Origin of the sequence: Aquimarina rhabdastrellae (assembly GCA_947387485.1) — a bacterium.
GTDB lineage: Bacteria > Bacteroidota > Bacteroidia > Flavobacteriales > Flavobacteriaceae > Aquimarina.
The window spans coordinates 825,473-847,558 of the sequence record CANDNT010000001.1; the positions used below are offsets into that span (position 1 = coordinate 825,473).

At 30.1% G+C, this 22,086-nt stretch carries 5 protein-coding genes; all 5 read right to left on the minus strand.

What is annotated here, in order from left to right:
- Nucleotides 1-156: 156 nt before the first annotated feature.
- The gene (locus ACYEKI_RS03470; protein ID WP_459209768.1) at nt 157-8,091 is read right to left on the minus strand and encodes an amino acid adenylation domain-containing protein; all 7,935 of its coding nucleotides are present in this window, start codon (nt 8,089-8,091) and stop codon (nt 157-159) included.
- 242 nt (nt 8,092-8,333) lie between these two features.
- The gene (locus ACYEKI_RS03475; protein ID WP_459209769.1) at nt 8,334-14,870 is read right to left on the minus strand and encodes an amino acid adenylation domain-containing protein; all 6,537 of its coding nucleotides are present in this window, start codon (nt 14,868-14,870) and stop codon (nt 8,334-8,336) included.
- A gap of 364 nt (nt 14,871-15,234) precedes the next feature.
- Nucleotides 15,235-16,806 (minus strand): condensation domain-containing protein, encoded by a 1,572-nt coding sequence (locus ACYEKI_RS03480; protein WP_459209770.1) that lies wholly within the window; start codon nt 16,804-16,806, stop codon nt 15,235-15,237.
- A 58-nt stretch (nt 16,807-16,864) separates the two neighbouring features.
- A complete protein-coding gene (locus ACYEKI_RS03485) occupies nt 16,865-18,610 on the minus strand; it encodes a carbamoyltransferase N-terminal domain-containing protein (RefSeq protein ID WP_459209771.1) in 1,746 nt (581 codons plus the stop codon).
- A gap of 46 nt (nt 18,611-18,656) precedes the next feature.
- The gene (locus ACYEKI_RS03490) at nt 18,657-22,022 is read right to left on the minus strand and encodes a non-ribosomal peptide synthetase (RefSeq protein WP_459209772.1); all 3,366 of its coding nucleotides are present in this window, start codon (nt 22,020-22,022) and stop codon (nt 18,657-18,659) included.
- Nucleotides 22,023-22,086 lie beyond the last annotated feature (64 nt).

The following is a 22,086-nucleotide window of genomic DNA, read 5'->3' on the forward strand; positions in this document are numbered from 1 at the left end:
TGCACTACCTTTCGAAGTAATTTTTAAATTTCTTAATGTTCGTTTCATTGCGTCAACATATTTTTTATCATTACTCAAAATGATTTTAGTGTAATCGCAAACGCAATAAAGACCTAATGTAATGTGAGTATTTGGAAAAGTCTATTGAGCTAAAAATTATATAAGCAACTCATCACCAGAATCATAAACCTCTTCTGAAACATTCTGGATAAGTAAAACGGAATCAATTAAGGAAGCTAATTTCGATATTGTTGGATTTTCAAATAACTGAGTGATATTCATTTGAATAGAAAATTCGTTTTCAATTTTGATCAAAACCTTCATTCCTCTCAAGCTATTTCCTCCGATAGCAAAAAAGTTATCCTCAATACCGATCTTTTCTCTTTCAAGAACAGTTTCCCAGATATCTACTAATACTTTTTCTACTTCATTACCAGGAGCTACATAAGAATGAGCAGAATGTATATCATTAAGTATTCCGGAGGTAAGAATTTTCTTTTTATCAATTTTACCATTAACAGTCAATGGCATAGCATCTAATTGAAAGAAATTAGAAGGAATCATATAATCCGGCAAATACTTTTTTAATTTATCTTTTATACCTTCTGTATTTAATTCTAAAGCGGAGTTAAAAAAAGCAACTAATTCTTTATTACCAAACTCATCATTCACAATAACTACGGCATTTGATTTTATATCTGATATATTTCCAATGGCCAATTCTATTTCTTCTAATTCTATTCTATATCCTCTAATCTTGACCTGATTATCTTTTCTTCCTATATATTCAAATTCCCCATTTGGTAAACGAATTCCTAAATCACCTGTTTTATATACATACTCTCCTTTGTAATATGGATCTCTAACAAATTTTTGATTAGTCAACTCATTCTTATTCAAATATCCCTTTGCTAAACCATACCCTGCTATACATATTTCACCTATAATCCCAACAGGCAAAATATTCATCATATCATTCATTATATAAACTCGAGTATTGGATATGGGAACACCTATATTTATTTGATTTTCTGAATTGACTTCTTTCACTGTACATCCTACGGTAGTTTCAGTAGGGCCGTATTCATTGAAAATATAAATCGCATCTTTTATATTCCTTAGACATTTAACGTGTTTAGGTAATAATTTATCTCCTCCGACAATAGCTAGCTCTAAACCAGATTCGTTTATATCTAATTCCTCAAATAACGATACATGCGCGGGAGTTAATTTTATACAAGAGATATCCCGTTTTAAATACCACTTTAAATTCTTTAAAAGATCATTCCCTTTTGAAATGAATAGGGTACCTCCATTAATAATTGGTAAAAACAAACTTGTGATAGTAAGATCAAAAGAAAGAGGAGTAAACCAGCCAAAGTTATAATTTCTTAATGGTCTTGACTTTAAGTAATAATCTTGTGCCCAATTCAAGTAGTTAAATAATGAATGATGTTTTACCTTAACACCTTTTGGATATCCTGTACTTCCTGAAGTGTATAAAACATATGCTAAACTATCTTTTGTTATATTATGATTGTTTGATTGCGGAATTATCTCTTGACTTTCATTTAATTCGACATCTATTGCAAAAATATCACCTTCATAAAAATCTATATCAAATAGATAATTAGTCGAAGTAATTAATAGCGCTACATTTGCATCATTCGCAATATAACGCTGTCTTTCTCTCGGATAATTAACATCTATGGGTATATATGAATATCCTGCCTTCAAAACACCTAGAATTGATATAATGGCTAAGTCACTGTTTTCAATTAACAAACCAATATGTTCATTATTCCGTATGTCATATTTACCTCTTAATATACTTGCTAACTTATTTGACTCAAAGTTTAACTCTTCATAAGTATATTTTTTATCATCATAGTCTATGGCAATTTTATTTGGTGTTTGAGAAACCTGTTTTTCAAAAAGATGTATGATAGTATCATTCTCAGAAATTATAGTTTTCTTGTTTAGATTAAACAATACATCATCTTTTTCAGGTTTTGATAAAAATTCACATTTCTTCAATTCTTCATTTTCATTCTTAATAAACTCTTTGGTTAAATTATAAAAATGTACTCCTATTTTCTTGATTGAAGATATTTCAAATGAGTTTTCATCATATAGAAATTGAATTTTTAAGTCATTTTCCTGAGGTACTATTCTTAGTCCAAAGTCATAAGTCGATTGTTCGTCTGAATCAGTTCCATTAAGCTCCAAATTTTTAGAATTTTCGCGTTCTAAATCTTGACCAGCCATATTTTGAAAAGAAATTACATGATTTACAAACTCATTCCCTAAATCATTAAAATCCTGTATATTAGACAAACTTTCATAATGATAAGGGGTTGAAGTAATAGAGTACTCATGAATTTTTTGTAACAAATCATTTACTTTAGTTTTTTCATCAAATAATACTCTAACAGGAATTGTATTAATAAATAAACCGACAATTCCTTCTACTCCTTCAAGTTCTGGTGGTCTACCAGATACTATTTGACCAAATACAACATCATTAGTATTATTATATTGAGCAAGTAAATACCCCCATACTCCTAAAATAAAAGTATTTTTGGTGATATCTAATTTTTCACATAAATCGGTTATACTATTAAACAAGTCAACTTCTAATGTTATCTCCTCAACAACTGTATTTTGACTACTTTGGTTTTTGAGTTTACTTTTAAACGGAATTTTTACATTGTTAGAGTAATTATCTAAATAATTACTCCAGAAAGACTCTGTAGATTTTTTGTCCAAATTGTCTAACCACTGAATATAGTTTGAATACTTTATGGGTTTAGGCAAAATTTGATCAGATAAATCATTCACTCCAATTAAATTTACAAAATCTTTAACCAAAACACCAACAGACCAGGCATCCATTATGATATGGTGGTATGTCCATATAAATTCATACTGATCCTTAGACAGTTGTACTACAGTTAATCTCATTTGCGAAGGGTTTGACAAATCAAAACCTTTATCAAAATCAATACTTTTTATTTTATGTATCTCTTTTCTCTTTTCTTCTTCTGAATGCGTATTCTCTATTTTTTTGTATGTAAAATCTATCTTTACCGATTTCCATACGATTTGTAGAATTTCTTCCTGATATTTTCTTGTAAAACTAGTTCGTAAAATAGAATACCTATCTACTATTTGCTTATATCCATTTTCTATTTCATCTTCAGTTATATTTTCAATTTTGATTGTAAATGATCTTTGTCCCAAATAATTTGTTAAACTACCTTCTGTCAAAGAATGATAGTAAAACCCTTCTTGCAAAGGAGATAACTTATAAATATCTTCTACTTCTCCTTTGGATTTTATTAAATCAAGTTCTTCTATCTCTAATTTTTTGTAGGTAAGATCAGATGGGGTAAGAATTCTGGTATTTTGACCAGATAGTTCTTTTATCAATAATTTTAACTCATCTTCATAGGATTTGTTTAGCTTACTGATCACATTTTCGCTAAAAACATCGGATGAATACTCAATTTTCAAAAACAATTCTTCATTTACTATCATTCCACTGATACTTAAGGGCTCAGAACTCAATTTATCCTTATAGCTCTCCCCTTTATATTCAGAAGTGTATTCATATAAAATTTCTCCTTCATTATTTGAAACATTAGACCCAAAATCTCCTAAATAGTTAAATACAATTGTTGGTTCTAGTTTATCGTCAAATTCATCCGTTAAATATTTTAATATTCCATGATCAATACCTTTGTTTGGAATTCGTCTAAAAGATTCTTTAACACCAACCAAAGATTTAATTCTGGAAGATGGCTCTACTTTCAAAACAAAAGGAAAAATACTTGTAAACCAACCGACAGTTCTACTAATATCAACATTATTTATTATTTCTTCTCTACCATGGCCTTCCATCTTAATAACACTATTTGAAACTTTGAATGTATTATACAAAGCCATACCAAGAGCGGTTATTAAAACATCATTTATATCTGTACTGTATACACTATGAACATTTTCCTGAAGGGTTTCTGTTATGTTTTTATCTAAACCAAAAGATACCACAGAATCCAATTTCCCATCTTTTTTATGGCTTAAACCGTTTAATTGATGATCGCTTTTTTGACTACAAACTGTTTTCCAATACTTGTGAATTTCAGAATTTATCAAATTAGACGAATACTCTTTTAGTAATCCGGACCATCTTTGGAAAGAATCTGTTTTTAATGGAAGTTTAACTTTTTCTTTGTTTTCTAAAGCCTTATAAATTGATGAAAAATCCTCTAGTATTATTCGCCAGGAAACACCGTCTACTACAAGGTGATGACAAAATAGCCCTATTCTGTCTCCATCCGACAAACTACAATGTACTACTGAAAATAACGGTCCTTCTTCTAATTCAAAACCAACCTGTACATTCTGACAAATTTCTCCTAACTCATTTAGCTCGTCCTTTTTTCCTTTAAGATTAAAATAATTAAAGTTACAATATGGCTCTTTTACATCCCTATTATATTGAATTATTTGATCAGATTCCTTTCGATACACCATTCGAAGCGAATCATGATGTTTTACCAATATCTTGACACTTTTCTGTACCAAATCTGAATCTAATCGATTTAATGATTTTAATAATACAGATTGATTATAATGCGAATGATCAACTATATTGCTATCGAAAAAAAACATCTTTTGAATTGGAGTTAAAGGAACTTCACCCATTACAGGGGATTGATCTATATCTCTATGTTTCTTACCTATTTTTTTTGCTAAATCAGCAAATATTGGAGTTCGTAAAATATCTTCTAATTTCAACTCATATCCCCTTTCCCTCAAACGTGATACTATTTGAATAGATTTTATGGAATCTCCTCCCAGATTATAAAAATTATCATTTAGACTGATTACTTCCCGATTTAAAACTTGTTTACAGATGTTAATCAATAATTTTTCATTTGATGTCTTAGCTTCTACAAATAATTCTCCACTTGATATACTGTTATTCAAAATTGCGGGAAGCTTTTTATAATCTATTTTACCATTTAATGTTAGCGGAAACTCTTCCAGTTGAACAAAATGGCTAGGCAACATATAATTTGGTAAAAACTCACCTAAATCCAATCTCAAATCCTTAACCACCAAATCTCTTTCACTTATCAGGTAAGCAACTATTTCTTGATTGGAATCTTCACCTTTGTTTACTGTTACAACATTAGATTTAATATATGGTAAGTTAGACAACGCATTTTCAATCTCTCCCAACTCGATTCTATATCCCCGAATTTTTATCTGATTATCTTTTCTCCCTATAAACTCATGGTTTCCGTCTTCTAGTCTTCTAACTAAATCACCTGTTTTATAGATCCTACCTGCATTTATATCGTTTTTAACAATAAACTTTTCATCTGTTAATTCTGGTAAGTTCAGGTATTCCCTGGCTATTCCTTTACCTCCAATATGCAGTTCTCCTATGACACCAATAGGTGATAATTGTTCATTTTCATCCAAAACATAAACCTTTGATTTTGAAAAAGGTTTACCTATTGGTATACTATTATATTCATTATTTAAGTCTACTTTATAAATCAACTTACCTATTGTGGTTTCGGTAGGTCCATAATGATTGAAAACTTCAATATTCGAAGATTTCTTTTTTATTTTAGAAATGATCGAAGGTTCTAATACACTACCTCCAAAAATAATTCCTCTATTAGGTAATAATAAACTACCTGATTCCTCTATTGACAACCAATAGAAAGGCACAATCTTTATATAGTCTATGTCATTATTATTGAAATAATCAATCAGCAATAAAGGATTTTTCAACCTATTTAAACTAAATGTATGTAAAGTCCCTCCTGTTAATAAAGCTGAATATAAAACGGTATTCCCCAAATCAGCAGACATGGTTGACATCAATCCGTACTGATAAGGTTCATCAAGCTTAATCGCGTCTTTTATTCCGTAGAAATAATCTAATATACTCTCATGCTGAATAACAACTCCTTTAGGTTTCCCTGTAGATCCCGATGTATAAATCACATAACACACATCATCCAAATCTACTTTATATTCAAAAGGTAAAGCCGATTGATAATTCACTACATCTTCAAAAGCTTTTAATGTAACTTTCTTTTCGTTAATTATTTTATTTAAGGAAGTAACCGTATTGTAATCTCCTAATATGGTCTCTATCCCTGAATCTTCTACAATATAATGTATCCTGTTCTCTGGTAATTCAAAATCAATAGGTACATAAGCTCCACCTGATTTAATAATCGCCAGGATACCGGTTATCATATCTAAGGGATTTTCAATACAAACCCCTACTAAAACATTTTTACCTACTCCTTTATTTCTTAAATAAGATGCTACACAATCCACACGCTTACCTAAATCCTTATAAGTAATCGAAAGATCCTCATAAACAATAGCTATATTATTTGGTTTCGATTTTACCTGATCTTCAAATAAATCTATAATTGATTTATCTTTTGAATATGACGGTAACTTTTGATTAGTATCTTTCAGAATACTATCTTTTTCATACTGTAAAAGAAAATCTACTTTACCTATTTCATATTTTGGGCGCGTTAACAAAGCCTGTGTAATTGATTTATAATGAAGCATTAGTTTTCTAACCATATCTTCTTCATAAACATCTGTATTATAAATAATGCTGAAGGCTATATTATCTCCTATTTCTTCAAAGGAAATGTTTAAATCAAATTTTGACATTCGATTTCCCAAATCCTCAACTGATTGTATTAATTTTTCATCAATTACTACTTCTTTCTTGTTTTGAGATAAATTTTGCTGAGAAATCATTATATCAAAGACCGGATTTCGACTCACATCTCTTTTTAAATTTAAATCTTCAACCAAACGATCAAATGGATAATCTTGAAATTCATAACTTTTTACTACCTCTTTCTTTGTTCTATGATAAAAATCCAAAAAAGTCTCTTTAGGGTCTATTTGATTTCTCAATACAACGGTATTGGTATAAAACCCAATCTGATTTTCTAACTCTTTCTGTGATCTTTCAGCCACAGGAACACCGAAAATAACCTCTCTATTTCCTGCATAGCGATAGATCAAAACATTCCAAACTGAAATTATAGTTATGAAAAGACTTCCATTTTCTTTTTTTGAAAAAGATTTAATTTTATCCGTACTGTCTTTATCAAAAAATGTTCTTAGAACCTTTCCGTTATTAGTTTTAATACCGGGTCTCTTTTTGTTACCAGGTAAATCAATTGAAGAAAGATCTCCTTTTAATTTATCTAACCAGTACTCTTTTCCTTTATTATATCGTTCTGTTTCTATTTGATTTAATTGCCAAACCGCATAGTCTTTATAATGAATTTCAAGTTTACCAATTGTTGGTTTTCTTTTGGTCTCAAAAGCATTATAAAAACTTAAAACATCGTTTGCCAAAACCTCCTTTGACCAGCCATCACTAATGATGTGGTGCATGTTATAATAAAATACGTATTCTTCATCTTTTAATTGAAAGAGTGCTACTCTTAAAAGCGGTCCATTTTCTAAATCAAAAGCTACAAATGAATCTTTCTCAATATAGTTTTCTACCAGTTTTAAAGAATTACTTTCTAATCTAAAATCATGATAATTGATGTCTAAACCTATATCATCCGTATCCAGAATCCACTGATTTATTTCTCCTTCTGAATTCTTTCTGAAAACCGTTCTCAAGATTTCATGACGATCTATAACAGCTATAATCGATTTTTTTAAATTCTCGATATCATACTTACCTTCAAGAGTTATGCTTGTAGGCATATTGTACGTTATTGCTTCCGTTTCATATTGACTCAAAATCCATAACCTCTTCTGTGAAAAAGAAAGTGGATAGCTATCCAGGACTTCAGCTTTTTCTATTTTAAATTCTTGTTCATTGATATTTTGTAAAGACTGTAAATACTCAAGTAATTCTTTTTTGTTTTCTTTTATAGTTTGTAATAATTCTTTATTAACACTATTAACATTTTTATCTAAAAACAAAACATTTAGGTTTCCTTCTGTAATATTTATTTTTACATTATTTTTCCTAATTTCAGATAATAGCTTTTGTAAATTCATTCTATTTTTTTATTAATAAGAAATCATCACTTTCTCTATTTTTCTCCAATAGAAAAACTAACAATACCTTCTTTTAAATTAAGTGTTGTGTGTAACATTGGCGTTTTAACGCCTTATAAACAAATAGTTTAGAAATTTTGGAATACTAAGAGATTTGTCTAATAAATTAAAATGTGATTTAGATTTAGGTAATTGTGTCTATTGTAAAGTTTTTATCACATTATTACCTGATATAGATATTCTTAAATTGTAAAACTAACCCCCTCTACATCTTCTTTTTCTTGCTCTGCAATATTCCATTGTAAATTCAGGATATAGTCAGCAACCTCTCTAACATTTTTTAAAGTAAATAAATCTTCAATTCCTATTTTTAGTTCAAATGAACTAAGTATCTCATTACGTAATCTAATAAGTTTTATACTATCGCCCCCTAAAAGGAAAAAATCATCTTCAATACCAATACCTTTATGCCCTAAGATATTTTCTACAATGACAACCAATTTTTCTTCTACTTCATTTGTAGGTTCCAAATAACTAATGGTTTCGTCTTTATAATTATCTGATAATTTCAACAACTGCTTATTATCTACTTTTCCATTTAAGTTTAGGGGAATTTCATCCACTTGAATCAAATATGAAGGTACCATATAGTAGGGAAGCAAGGTTTTTAGATAATTTATTAACTCTCTGGTATCTAATTTCTCTTTTGAGATAAAAAAGGCTACCAATTCTTTATTTTCATTCTGTTTCTCCTTAACCGTAACTACAACCTGATCGATTAAATCGAAATCATAAATAGCATTTTCTATTTCTCCTAATTCTACCCTGTTACCTCTAATCTTTATTTGGTTATCCTTTCTACCTATGTACTGAATACTCCCATCTGAAAGGAACCTTCCTATATCTCCTGATTTATATAATCGTTTATTTTTATCAAATGGACTAACTATAAATTTTCGACTGGTTAATTCTTCTTTGTTTAAATATTCTCTTGCTAACTGAACTCCCCCTATAAGTATCTCTCCCGGAACCCCTATTGGCTGTAAAGCAAGCTGTTCATTTACAATAAATATTTCTGTATTGTCTACAGGTTTACCAATTGATACCAATGTTTCTTTAGAAGGGTTTTGTGTCAGATTAACTTTTGTAACATCTATAGATGCTTCTGTAGGTCCATAATAATTATGTAAATCCGCTTTTTGATAGACTTCTTTAAATTCGTTCTCTAATTGAACTGACAAAGCTTCTCCACTACATACAACATGACGTAATTTACTTACCTCTTTCCATTTAATCATTTCAACAGCTATTTTAAGCATCGACGGAACAAAATGAATTATTGTAATTTCTTTATTTATTATAATTGATTCTAAATAATCTGGAGATTTATGTCCTTCTGGTTTGGCTATAACTAACTTACCACCACACATAAAAGGTATTAATAGTTCCCATACCGAAACATCAAAAGTGTAGGGGGTTTTCTGAAGAAATACATCGTCTGAATTAATATCTAAATCTTTCATCATCCATAAAAACCTATTCATCATTCCCTGATGCTCTATAAGCACTCCTTTGGGAGTACCAGTACTTCCCGATGTATAAATTACATAAGCTAAATCATTATTATTAATTTCTATTTCAGGTCTTGTTTTTGGGTAAATTTCTTTATTCAATTTATTCAATTCATCCAAATCAATACAAACCTTACAATTAGCATCTTCTATGATATAAGAAACTCTATTTCGAGGGTAATCCGGAGCTATTGGAACATAAGCCGCTCCTGATTTTAATATTCCCAAAATAGACAACACCATCCATTCATTTCTTTCAAGTTTAACCGCAATCATATCCTCTTTAACAACACTATATTCATTTATTAAATAGTGTGCTATTTGATTTGACATTTCATCTACCTGATTATAAGTAAACTCCTTACCCTCAAAATCAATTGCAATTTCATTTGGTCTTAACTGAACCTGATCTTCAAAATAACTTAGAATTGCTCTATTTTCAGGATAATCTATTACGGTATCATTAAAATCTTTTAATAACAAATGTTCTTCTTTTTCTGATAAAAAGTTAACACTTCCAATAGTACTTTCAGGATTCTCAAATAACAATCTAATTAATGTCTTAAAGTGAAATACTATTTCTCGTATTGATTCGGAAGTATATATATCTTCGTTATAATTAACAGAAAAAGAAAGATAGTCGGCTACTTCTTCGAAAACAAATTCTAAATCAAATTTTGATGACACATTTGAATATTCTTTAACCAGGTCAATATCTTCCTGGTTTAAAGAATCCATTGTATAATTATTATCTCGATTATTCTGAAGAATCAACATGATATCGAAAATAGGATTTCGACTAGTATCCTTTACCAAATTCATCTCTTCAACTAATTTATCAAAAGGGTACATTTGATGATTATAATCTTCTAATGTACTTTTTCTTATCTGATCATAAAATTGACCAAAGGCTACATCTGAATCTATACTATTCCTAAATGCAATTGTATTTACATAAAAACCTATTTGATCTTTTAAATCAAAATGGTCTCTTGCTGCTATAGGACTTCCAATTATAATATCTTTATCCGAAGTATATCGATTCAATAGAACTAATAACGTTGATAATAAACTTATATAAACACTCCCATCATTATTTAAGGCATATTTCTTTACCAAAGATGTTGTATTCTTGTCTATATATGTAGACAAACCTTTTCCTTTATATGTTCGTACACCAGGTCTTAATTTAGAATTTGGCAAGCTAATTTTTGGTAATTCTCCAGATAATTTTTCCAACCAGTATTGTTTAGATTTCCTGTATTCGTCAGATTCTACTTGAGATAACTGCCATGAAGCATAATCTTTATACTGAATACTTAAATTATCAAGTGAAGGTTTTTGTTTCGATGTGTAAGAGTTATAAAAATGTAATATGTCTTTAGATAAAACTTTCATAGACCACCCATCACTAATAATATGATGCATATTGAAATAAAAATAATACTCTTTTTCAGCTATTTGCAATAAAGAAGCTCTTAAAAGCATTCCGTTTTCCAGGTCAAATGCTTTGAATACATCGTTTGTTATATATGAAAGCGCTTGTTCAGTATTGTTTGTAAAATCTTTATAAGTCAACTCAAAATCTACATCCTCAATCTCCCTGATATACTGTCTTACTTCCCCTTCCTCATTAATTTTAAATTGAGTTCTTAATACCTCATGGCGTTCTATTGTTTTCAAAATAGCTTTTTCTAATGCTTTTATATCATACTCTTCTTTTAATTTAAACCAATAAGGAATATTATAAGCTGCAGAACCATTGTTAAATTGGCTCAATATCCATAATCTTCTCTGGCCATAAGAGATAGGATAACTATCACTTTTTTCTACTTTTTTAATTTTAACAAATTTATCTTTCTTAAGGCTCTTTATTAGTGCTAATTGACTTGCTATTGTAGCATTTGCAAATAAATTAGATATAGATATTTTTACATCAAATAGCTTTTGATATTTATTTAACAATAAAATAGCTTTTATGCTATGTCCTCCTATTTCAAAAAAACTGTCTTCAACGCCAATGTTCTTTCGTTTCAAAATGTCTTCCCAAATTTCAACTATTTTTTCTTCATCTTCATTCCTGGGAGCAACGTAATCTTTTTCTGCTTTTAACTCTTCATTTTCAATATTCAAAAGTTTTTTTCTATCTATTTTACCATTTGGAGTTAGAGGAAATTCATTCATTTTAACAAATGAAGACGGAATCATATGTTCTGGTAACTTGAGCTTTAAGTAATTTATCAATTCTTTAGCAGGTACTTCTTCCAAAGAGGTAAAATAGGTTACCATCTCCATTAAGCCTTCTGTATTTTCTTTTGCTAAAACAATTACTTCACGAAGTTTTTTATTTTCGACAAGAGCACTTTCTACCTCTCCTAGTTCAATTCTATGTCCATTTATCTTAACTTGATGATCTTTTCTGCCTATAAATTCGATATTACCATTAGGCAACATTCTTACCAAATCACCTGTCTTATAAACCTTTTCATCCGTATCTACAAATGGGTTTTCAATAAAAACTTCTTGAGTGAGATTTGGGTTATTAAGATATCCCTTACCAACTCCCTTACCTCCAATTAATAACTCTCCAGGTATACCAACTGGGCAGAGATTAAGATAATCATCAACAACGTAAACCGAAGTCTGTGAAAATGGAGTGCCAATAGGAATACAGGGATAGGTAACATCGCTATCAATGGTGAGTAATAACTTACCAATAGTAGTCTCTGTAGGTCCGTAGTGGTTAACAATTTCTAAATCAGGAGCCTGTAATTGGATCTCATCAACATAAGGAACTTGTAAAACATCTCCTCCAAAAATGATCAAACGATTGGGTAAAAGTAAAACATCATCTGCTGATAAAGCTTGCCAATGAGTAGGAACAATCTTAATACAATCAATTGAATGTTTAGTAAAATATTCATGAATTGCATCAACATTGCGAAGAGTATCCTTCTTTGGTAAATAGAGCGTACCCCCTGAAAGCAACGAACCGTATAACACAGTATTACCAAGATCCGTAGCAATATTAGACATCAATGCAAAACTATTACACGATTTAATACCTGTGTGCTCAAAAAGACCGTGTATATAGTCTATCAAATTAGCATGGGTGATCATAACTCCTTTAGGATTGCCCGTAGAACCAGAAGTATAAATCACATAAGCCAAATCTTCAGAAATAGGATTATGCAATAATGAAGGAACCTCTCCTTCAAAAAAGTTACAAACACTATCAACAGCTAAAGCATCCACACTGTACTGCTGAACATTTGATGTATCTTCCGAAACAATAAGCAATGCCTTAACATTAGTATCATCGATAAGATATTGAACCCTATTACCTGGAGTCTCCGGATCAATAGGAACATAAGCTGCTCCAGATTTAAGAATCCCTAGAATAGAAATCATAGACCAACTAGAAACTGGTAACATAGTCCCTATCAAATCTCCTGGAACTATATCATAATTATCCTGTAGATAATAGGCCAAATGACCAGAATATTCATCTAATTCTTTATATGTTAATCTTATATCTTCAAAAACTACTGCTATAGCATCCGGGGTATTTGTTACCTGATTAGAAAATAAATCCAAAATTGTTTTATCTTCTGGATAACAAATAGACGTAGTATTGAAATCATATAATACTTCTGACCGCTCTGAGGATTCTATATACTGTAATTTCCCGACTCCAAGACTATTTTCTTTTACTATCTTCCTAACAAGATTTTGATAATGAATCATCAACCCGGCAATCATATCATAGTCATATACATCTGTATTATATGTTACTCTCATTGAGACATTATCCCCTACTTCTGTAAAGGCAAATAAAACATCAAACTTAGACATTGTTTTACCATGATCCTTAATACCCCCAATATCTTCAGTAGCTGCAACAGAGGTTTCCTGAGTATCAACTGTATTTTGTAAAATCACTCTTACATCCGCAAAGGATCTTCGGCTGACATCTATATTTAAATCTAATTCTTCTATCAATCGATCAAAAGGATATTTTTGATGAGCTTGAGCGTCAAACAAATCTTGTTTTAATTGTTCATAAAATTCATCAAATGTCATATTACCATTTATAGTACTCCTTAAAACCAAGGTATTTATATAAAATCCTATTTGATCTTCTAAATCCGGATGTTCTCTTGCCGCACTTGAGCTTCCGACTACTATATCTTCTTGACTTGTATAACGATAAAACAACACTTTCAGAGATGCTAATAAAAACATAAATAATGTTCCTCCTCTCTTTTTTACATAAGCTCGCATAGCTTTTGTATCTTCTGCACTCATATAAGTACTTAAATCTCTACCGTTATGAGTTTTCAACAAAGGACGATTTTTAAAAGCAGGTAAATCTAATACTGGTAAGTCCCCCGAGAGTTTGTTCAACCAATATCGCCTATGAATTTGATAGGTTTCAGTTTCTAACTGTGTTAATTGCCACGCAGCATAATCTTTATATTGTATTCGTAATTCAGGAAGTATTAATTCTTCACCTTTTGTATAATGATTGTAATAAGAAAATACATCTCGTGTCAATATATTCATCGACCAACCATCACTTATTATATGATGCATATTATAGTAAAAAATATATGCTGTGTCAGTTAGTTGCAACAAGCAAACACGTAGCAAGGGTCCCTTTTCTAAATCGAAAGGCACATACCAATCTTTTTGCATATACTTTTGGGCACATTGCTCCGCATTTTCTTCTTCTCTGAAATCTTTATATCCTATATTAAATCCTAACCCAGATAGTTGTAAGACTATTTGATGTATTACCCCTTCTGAATTTTCTCGAAAAACGGTACGTAATATCTCATGACGCTCTAAAACACTCCATATCGAGCGTTTAAAACTATCAATATCATAATTACCTTCTAACTTAATAGAATTAAACATGTTATATGCTTCAGAACCATTCTCAAATTGACTTAAAACCCATAATCTATGTTGAGCGTTAGAGATTAAATAATATTCACTTTTTGGTACGTTATCAATATAATCAGAAATACTATTCTCATTCTTTTTGAGATTACTTAGGTACGTAATTAAATCTTGTTTCCTGGATTTAATTTCTTCTATGATAGAAGGATCTACCCCTTCTTTTGGAGCTTTCACTGATAACTCACCCTCAACGAGACTTATATGAATATTTTCTTGAATAAGCTTTGATAGAAATGTTTTCATTTTGAGATTAAATGTTTAAGATATTATGATATTTCAAGCAAGGGGGAATACTCCTACTTAGGATATACTGCTAGAAATCCAATATTTAATATTGTCTTAAAAAGTTATTAATGGTTATTTTTGAAAATGGTATTGATTAAACAAGCTAATACAGAACTTGATTATAATTCTTCTTTAGTTGAGAACAACTTTATAGGTCTAAAAACCATAAGACAAGACAAGGCTAGGTTATATATGAAACCTATGTTGACAAAGAGTAAAGAAAATGATATATTCTAAATTATTTATTATAATAAAATAAAATCACACTCTGTTTCATACTCAATGGTAAATTTATTGCATCTATTCCAGGCAAAGAAAACAACTATATTTGTTCTGGTGTTAAGATATTTATACTTGGTAAGCTATTAATAGGCTTCATATAGTCATCTAACATTTGCTCTAGTAAGTTCTTATAAGAAATCATGAGATTTACTATAGTATCTTTTTCATAAAGATCTGTATTATAGTTAATATTAAACCAAAGACATCCTCCTAGCTCTCGAAAGTCAATTTCCATATCATATTTTGCTACAACTGTACTTACATATTTTTTTCCAATCCCTCCTTCAATAATTGTTCCCGATTCATTTCCTGTAAGAGGAAAGTCTCCCAGCATTTGTTCTTCTCTTTGAAGTAGTAATACGATATCAAAAATAGGATTCCTACTTTTATCTCTATTTAATTTTAGATCTTCAACAATTTTTTCATAAGGATACATTTGAAAGGCATAAGATTTTGAAACCGTATCTTTGACTTTATTGTAAAAACTTAAAAAATTCTCATTTGGATCTAACTGATTACGAACGGCAATCGTATTAATATAAGGCCCTACTTGATTTTCGAGATCGGGATGATCTCGTCCCAAAGCTGGAGTACCTAGTATTAAATCTTCCTCAGATGTGCATTTATAAATAAAAACCTTCCAAGAAGCCATAATCCCCATAAATAGGTTTCCTCCTTTTTCATTTACAAACCTTTTTAATTTTTCGGAAGTCTCTACAGTAATGTTTGTTCCCAGTAATCGTCCAGAAAATGTTTTTATCTTAGGTCTCTCTTTTTGATTTGGCATATCAAGCAATGCTAGATTTCCTGATAAATGATTTAACCAATAATCTTGATATTCTTTTAATTCATTTTTTTCTATTCTATTTATTTGCCAGTCTGCAAACTCTTTGTATTGAATTTTCAACTCCTGATGATCTGGTGTTTTATTAGCTTTTAAGGCTTCTGAAAAAGCCATTGTATCACGAGTAAATATTTCTATTGATTCTCCATCAAAAGCGATACTATGCATATTATAATAAAGAAGGTGCTGATCTCCTTTTGTTCGAAATAAAAAAGCTCTGAACAAAGGACCATTTTCTAAATCAAAAGGTATAAAAGCGTCTGTATCGATTATGGTTTTTAATCGTTGTTCTTGATGCTCTTCTTCTCGAAAGTCATAATAATTAATTTTAAATTGTATGTCTTCTCTATTTAGAATATATTGTCTTACTTCTCCCGACTCATTTATTTTAAAAACCGTTCTTAATACTTCATGTCTATCTATAACCAAATCTAGTGCTCGTAAAAATCTATCTTTGTCAGTAATTTCTAAAATAACCGAGCCTGGGATGTTATAAGCAATAGAGCCTTTTTCTAATTGACACAAGTTCCAAATACGCTTTTGATTAAATGATAACGGATAGTTTTCTTGTTTTTTTAAAACCGGTATTTCCGAGTTATTTGGATCTGTTAAATTGGACAAATATTCAATTAAATCTAATTTTTTTGTTTTTATTTCATTAATGATGGCTGGATCTACTCCTGTTTTGGGAATTTTCACAGATAATTCTCCCTCATTAAGGCTCAAATGAATATTTTCTCTAACCAGTTTTTGCAAAAGTGTTTTCATAAAAAAAATAGATTTTTTGGTAGATTTTCTATAAAATCTCAGTATAATTTGATATTCATTAATAAGGCTTTTCCAAAACTTCGAAAAGTTCAGATTTCAAATAAATGCTTTCTCCTTTTTTGACATAGATTTTTCCTTCACTCCAAATAGCATTTACTTTACCCCAATCCATAACACTCTTTACATCGGGAAAAAAACCTTTTCCGTTGTGATTTGCGCTAGTGTTACATAGTAAAGGAACACCACTTAACTTTTTATATTCCTGCAATAGTAAATATACTTCTGGATTGCTTTCTTCACTAACTGTTTGAAGGCGGGCTGTTCCATCTAAATGGGTTATTGCTGGAATTTTATCTACCCAATCTTCTTTTACTCGATGATCATATAACATATAAGGGTCAGGCGTACCAGGACTAAAAACATCTGGCGCATCTTCAACAATACATATTGGAGCTACAGGTCTATAATCTTCTCTTCCTTTAACCTTATTCAATATACTTTTCATAGTTGGAGATACAGGTGCTGATAGAATGCTTCTATTCCCTAATGCTCTCGGTCCTAATTCTGCTTGACCATTAAGAAAAATAACTGGTTCGTCAAACTTATGTATTATAAAGGCTAATTCTTTAATTGAACAATCTATGCTAATCCAAGATTCTATAGTGTCATTAAACTTCTTTAAATTTGGTCCTTTATATACATCCCATTTTAAAGCCAATGTATTTGTGTTTTTCACCATTTCGCAGCATGCTGTACCAATTGCGCTACCTGAATCATTGGGAAATGGAGGAACCCAAATTTCTTCAAATACTCCTGAGTTTCTAATATGACTATTCCATTTGATATTCAATGCACACCCACCCACCAGGCATATATTTCTTTTATTATCAGGGTATTTACTTACCAAATCTGTTAATTTCTCTAATAAAATATCTCGTAAAAAAATATGGTATGTTGCCATTAAATCTACCGCTTCAATACCATTAATTTCGCCATATATTACAAATTCTTTTAATAGTCCTATTGATTTTCCTAGTAACCCACTTAAATCGGTAATTTTATCATTGCTAATCTCTTCTTCATTTTTATTAAAAGAGGTCTTAAAAAACTCTAGCACTTCTGGTATACATTTTCCTAATGCTATATAAGCCATAACTTTTCCTGCAATAGAAAGCCCTCCTTTTTCAAAGTTTATAAACGGTTTATAATTTGACGCAAATGATGCATAACTATCCCCTTTTATATGAAATATAGAGCCCAGATTATCAATAGTTTTTGTAGCTGCATTAAAGAAAAAACATTGAGGAAACATTCCTCCATCCCAAACAAGAATATATGAGTCTTCATTCCTTTGAGCAAACGGACTTGTGCAATACCCCCCCATGATATGTCCTGACACATGTAAATAACTATTATACGAAAAGTTGTTCTTTTCATAAGAAAATGATTGTACGTCTAGAACATTTTCGTCTCTCACATACATTCCATATCTCCCAAATTCAATTTCAAAATCTTTATTAGTAAAATCTTTGATTTTTGTAAAAAACACTGGAGCATCGTTCTCTAATTCCATTTCTTCCGAAATATCTTCTCCCCAACCATCGATAACGATTTTATCAATATCTTCAATTTTATAATCATTATCTGCTAATACAGAAGCTAGAAACTGAAGATTAAGATCTAATAAATCTGAAAATCTTGTATTATTGTTGAGTTTTTCCATCTCATAGCTAAAAATTAACTTTCCATTATCAATTAATGCTATAGCACCATCATGAGTAAGCTTTAAACCACATATGATCATATCCTATATTTTTTATTTATTATGTTTATTTTTCAAATCAGTATAATTATATTTTGATCTCACTAAACTCATTTTCGTCTAATACTTTATCTTCCTTAAAAGTTAAATCCACTTCTATTCTTTCTCCTATTAATTCAATTGTATTTTCTGCGTATATTCCTCTTAAATCATACTTTAGTCCAAATTCTTTATTAATAGCATTTAACATTCTAATTCCTCGTAGACTGTTACCTCCTACTTGAAAAAAATCATCTCTAATACCTACTTTTTCAATTTGTAAAATATCTTCCCATATTTTGGTTAATTTTCTTTGAACCTCATTATATGGCTCAACATATTCCTCCTTAATCACAGGAAGAGGAAGAACTTTTCTGTTTATTTTTCCATTGTGTGTCAATGGTATCTCTTCCAGTTGCACATAAATCCTAGGAACCATATATTCTGGAAGTTTATTTAATAAATCATCTTGTATTTTCTTTTGATTTATCTCTTTAGTACTTATAATATATCCTACTAATTGTACAATACCATTATCATCTTTTATAGCAGTTACTACCGATTGCTCTATATCTTCTATCTGAGCTAAGGCATGTTCTATCTCTCCTACTTCGATTCGATAACCATTAATCTTTATTTGATGATCATTTCTTCCTAAAAATTCTATCGTTCCATCTGGTAACCAACGTGCCAAATCCCCTGTTAAATATAATCGTTCTCCATCTTCAAAAGGGTTATTTACAAATTTTTCATTTGTTAATTCAGAATGGTTTAAGTACCCTCTTGCCAACCCTGTTCCTCCAATACAAAGTTGTCCTACCATTCCTTGAGGTATTAAGGATAAATGTTCACCTAGTATATATATTTGCGTATTGGCAATAGGTTTACCTATTGTTATTTTTCTTTCTTTTAGTAATCTAGAAGCACATGACCATATAGTAGTTTCGGTTGGTCCATAAAGATTCCATACATTATTACTTAACTTTGTCAACTTCTCTTTAAGCTCATAATCAATCGATTCACCACCAGATAATAAGGTAAGATTTTCTAAGACTTCTCCTTCATTTGATAATAACATTTTCCATCTTGATGGGGTTCCCTGAATACAATTAGGTTTAGTTTTATGGATAACAGAAGTTATGTATTCTGGATCTTTAGCTTCTTCATCTTTTACTAAAATCAATTGTCCTCCTAATAATAAGGGAGATAAGATTTCTAATATTGAAATATCAAATGTAAATGTAGTAAGGCTTAAAAATTTAATATTTTGATCAAATGTAAGATGATCACACATGCTAAGTAAAAAATTAACCAAAGCCTTATGTTCAATTTTTACTCCCTTAGGTTTTCCTGTGCTTCCAGAAGTATAAATTAAATATGCTAAATTATCTGGAGATAATTGGTTGTTTGGAGTACATAGATTATCCTCTTGTCCAATATCGTATTCTTGATCTAAGTAAATTATTTCTTTAGAGATATACCCTTCCAAAACATTCTCAAATTCTAAAGCACTTAAAATAACATTGGATTTTGTATCTTCTAATATATAATCAATACGTTCTTTTGGATAATTAGGATCAATAGGAACATATGCACCTCCACTTTTTAATACGGCCAATATTCCTATAACCATTTCAATACTTTTATCCATACAGATAGGGACAAAATCTTCTTTTGATACTCCCTTTTTTATAAGGTGATGAGCTAAATAATTTGATTTCTTATCTAATTCTTTATAAGTAATTGTTTGATCTTTAAATAGGACAGAAACAGCATCCGGAGTAATGTTTACTTGCTCTGTAAACAAATCTACTACTGTTTTATCTTTTGGATAAAGTACTTTAGTATCATTAAATTCATTTAGCAAAACTTCTCTTTCCTCTTCTAGTAAGTATTTTGCTTTACCAATACTCTTATCTGAGTACTTTAAAAGCTCATTTAATAGTATTTTATAATGTAATATGAAGTTTTGGATTGTTTCATTTTCATAAACATCATCATTGTATCTAACAATAAAATCTATTCCGCTTGCAACCTCTGTAAAATCAATCTCAATATCAAACAAGATCATTTTCTCTCCTAAATCACATACTTTATGATTACTTAGTTCATACATTGATGACTCTGCTACTCCTAGATAATTAATCAAAATATCGAATAAAGGGCTTCTGTTAACTGCTCTTCTAATATTTAAATCCTCCAAAAGCCTATCAAATGGATACATCTGATGCTCTAATGATTTTAAAGTAGTTTCTTTAATTTTTTCAAACAACTCGATAAAACTATTGTTAGGATCGATATCACTCCTTAGAGCTAACGTATTTATATAAACACCTATTTGATTTTCTAAGTCTGAGTGATCTCTTCCTGCAATTGGGTTTCCTATTACGATATCAGTTTCTCCGGTATATTTATATAATAAAATTTTAGAAACTGTCAATAGCCCCATAAATAAACTTCCACCGTTTCCTTTTACAAAATGTTGTAAGTTTTCTATTATTTCTGATGAAATATGCATTCCCAGACTCTTACCTGAAAATGTCTTGTCTATTGGTCTTCTTTTCTTGGAAGGTAAATCTAATACAGGTATTGTTCCATCTAACAAAGAAGTCCAATATTCTTTATGTTTTTGATTATTAGTATCATTAACTTGGGCTAATTGCCACGCTGAATAATCTTTATATTGTATTCTTAATGGAGAAATTTTTGGGTTTTCTCCGCTTACATATGCATTATAATATTTCATAACATCACCAATCAATACTTCCATAGACCATCCATCACTTATAATGTGATGCATATTATAATAGAAAATAAACTTATCATCGCTTACTTGCAATAAGCTAGCTCTTAACAAAGGCCCTTTAGCTAAATCAAATGGCTTAAATGAATCTGATAAAACATATGTTTTTGAAGCAGCTTGAGGATCCTTTTCTCCTCTAAAGTCGAAAAACTCCATATTAAATTTTACCTCATTATAATCCAAAACGATTTGGTAAGGTTCTCCATTCTCATCTTCATTGAATAGCGTACGTAAAATCTCATGTCGTTCTATAACAGACAGTATTGCACGCTCTAAACAATCTCGATCATGTTTACCATTTAATTCGATTTCTGTAGGTAGATTATATGCTGTAGACCCTTCACTAGTTTGACTTAATATCCAAACTCTTTGTTGAGCGTTAGACATAGGGTATTTAGATTTCGATTCAATGACAGGTATTGGTTCTACAGAGTTATTCTCGTTTAAACTCTTTAAATATTTAACAATTTCATCTTTGTTAGATTTAATTTTCAGAATCTGTTCTGGCGAAATCTTATCTTTATAAGATGAAATTTTAATATCATCTCCCTTTAAAAATAGTTTTATTTGCTGTTCTCTTAACTCAACAAAAAGTTCTTTTATTTTTTTCATAGGTTTCCTATTTTTTAAAAAAAATGTTTTATTTCATGAAGATTCACGATATTTCTTTTTATAT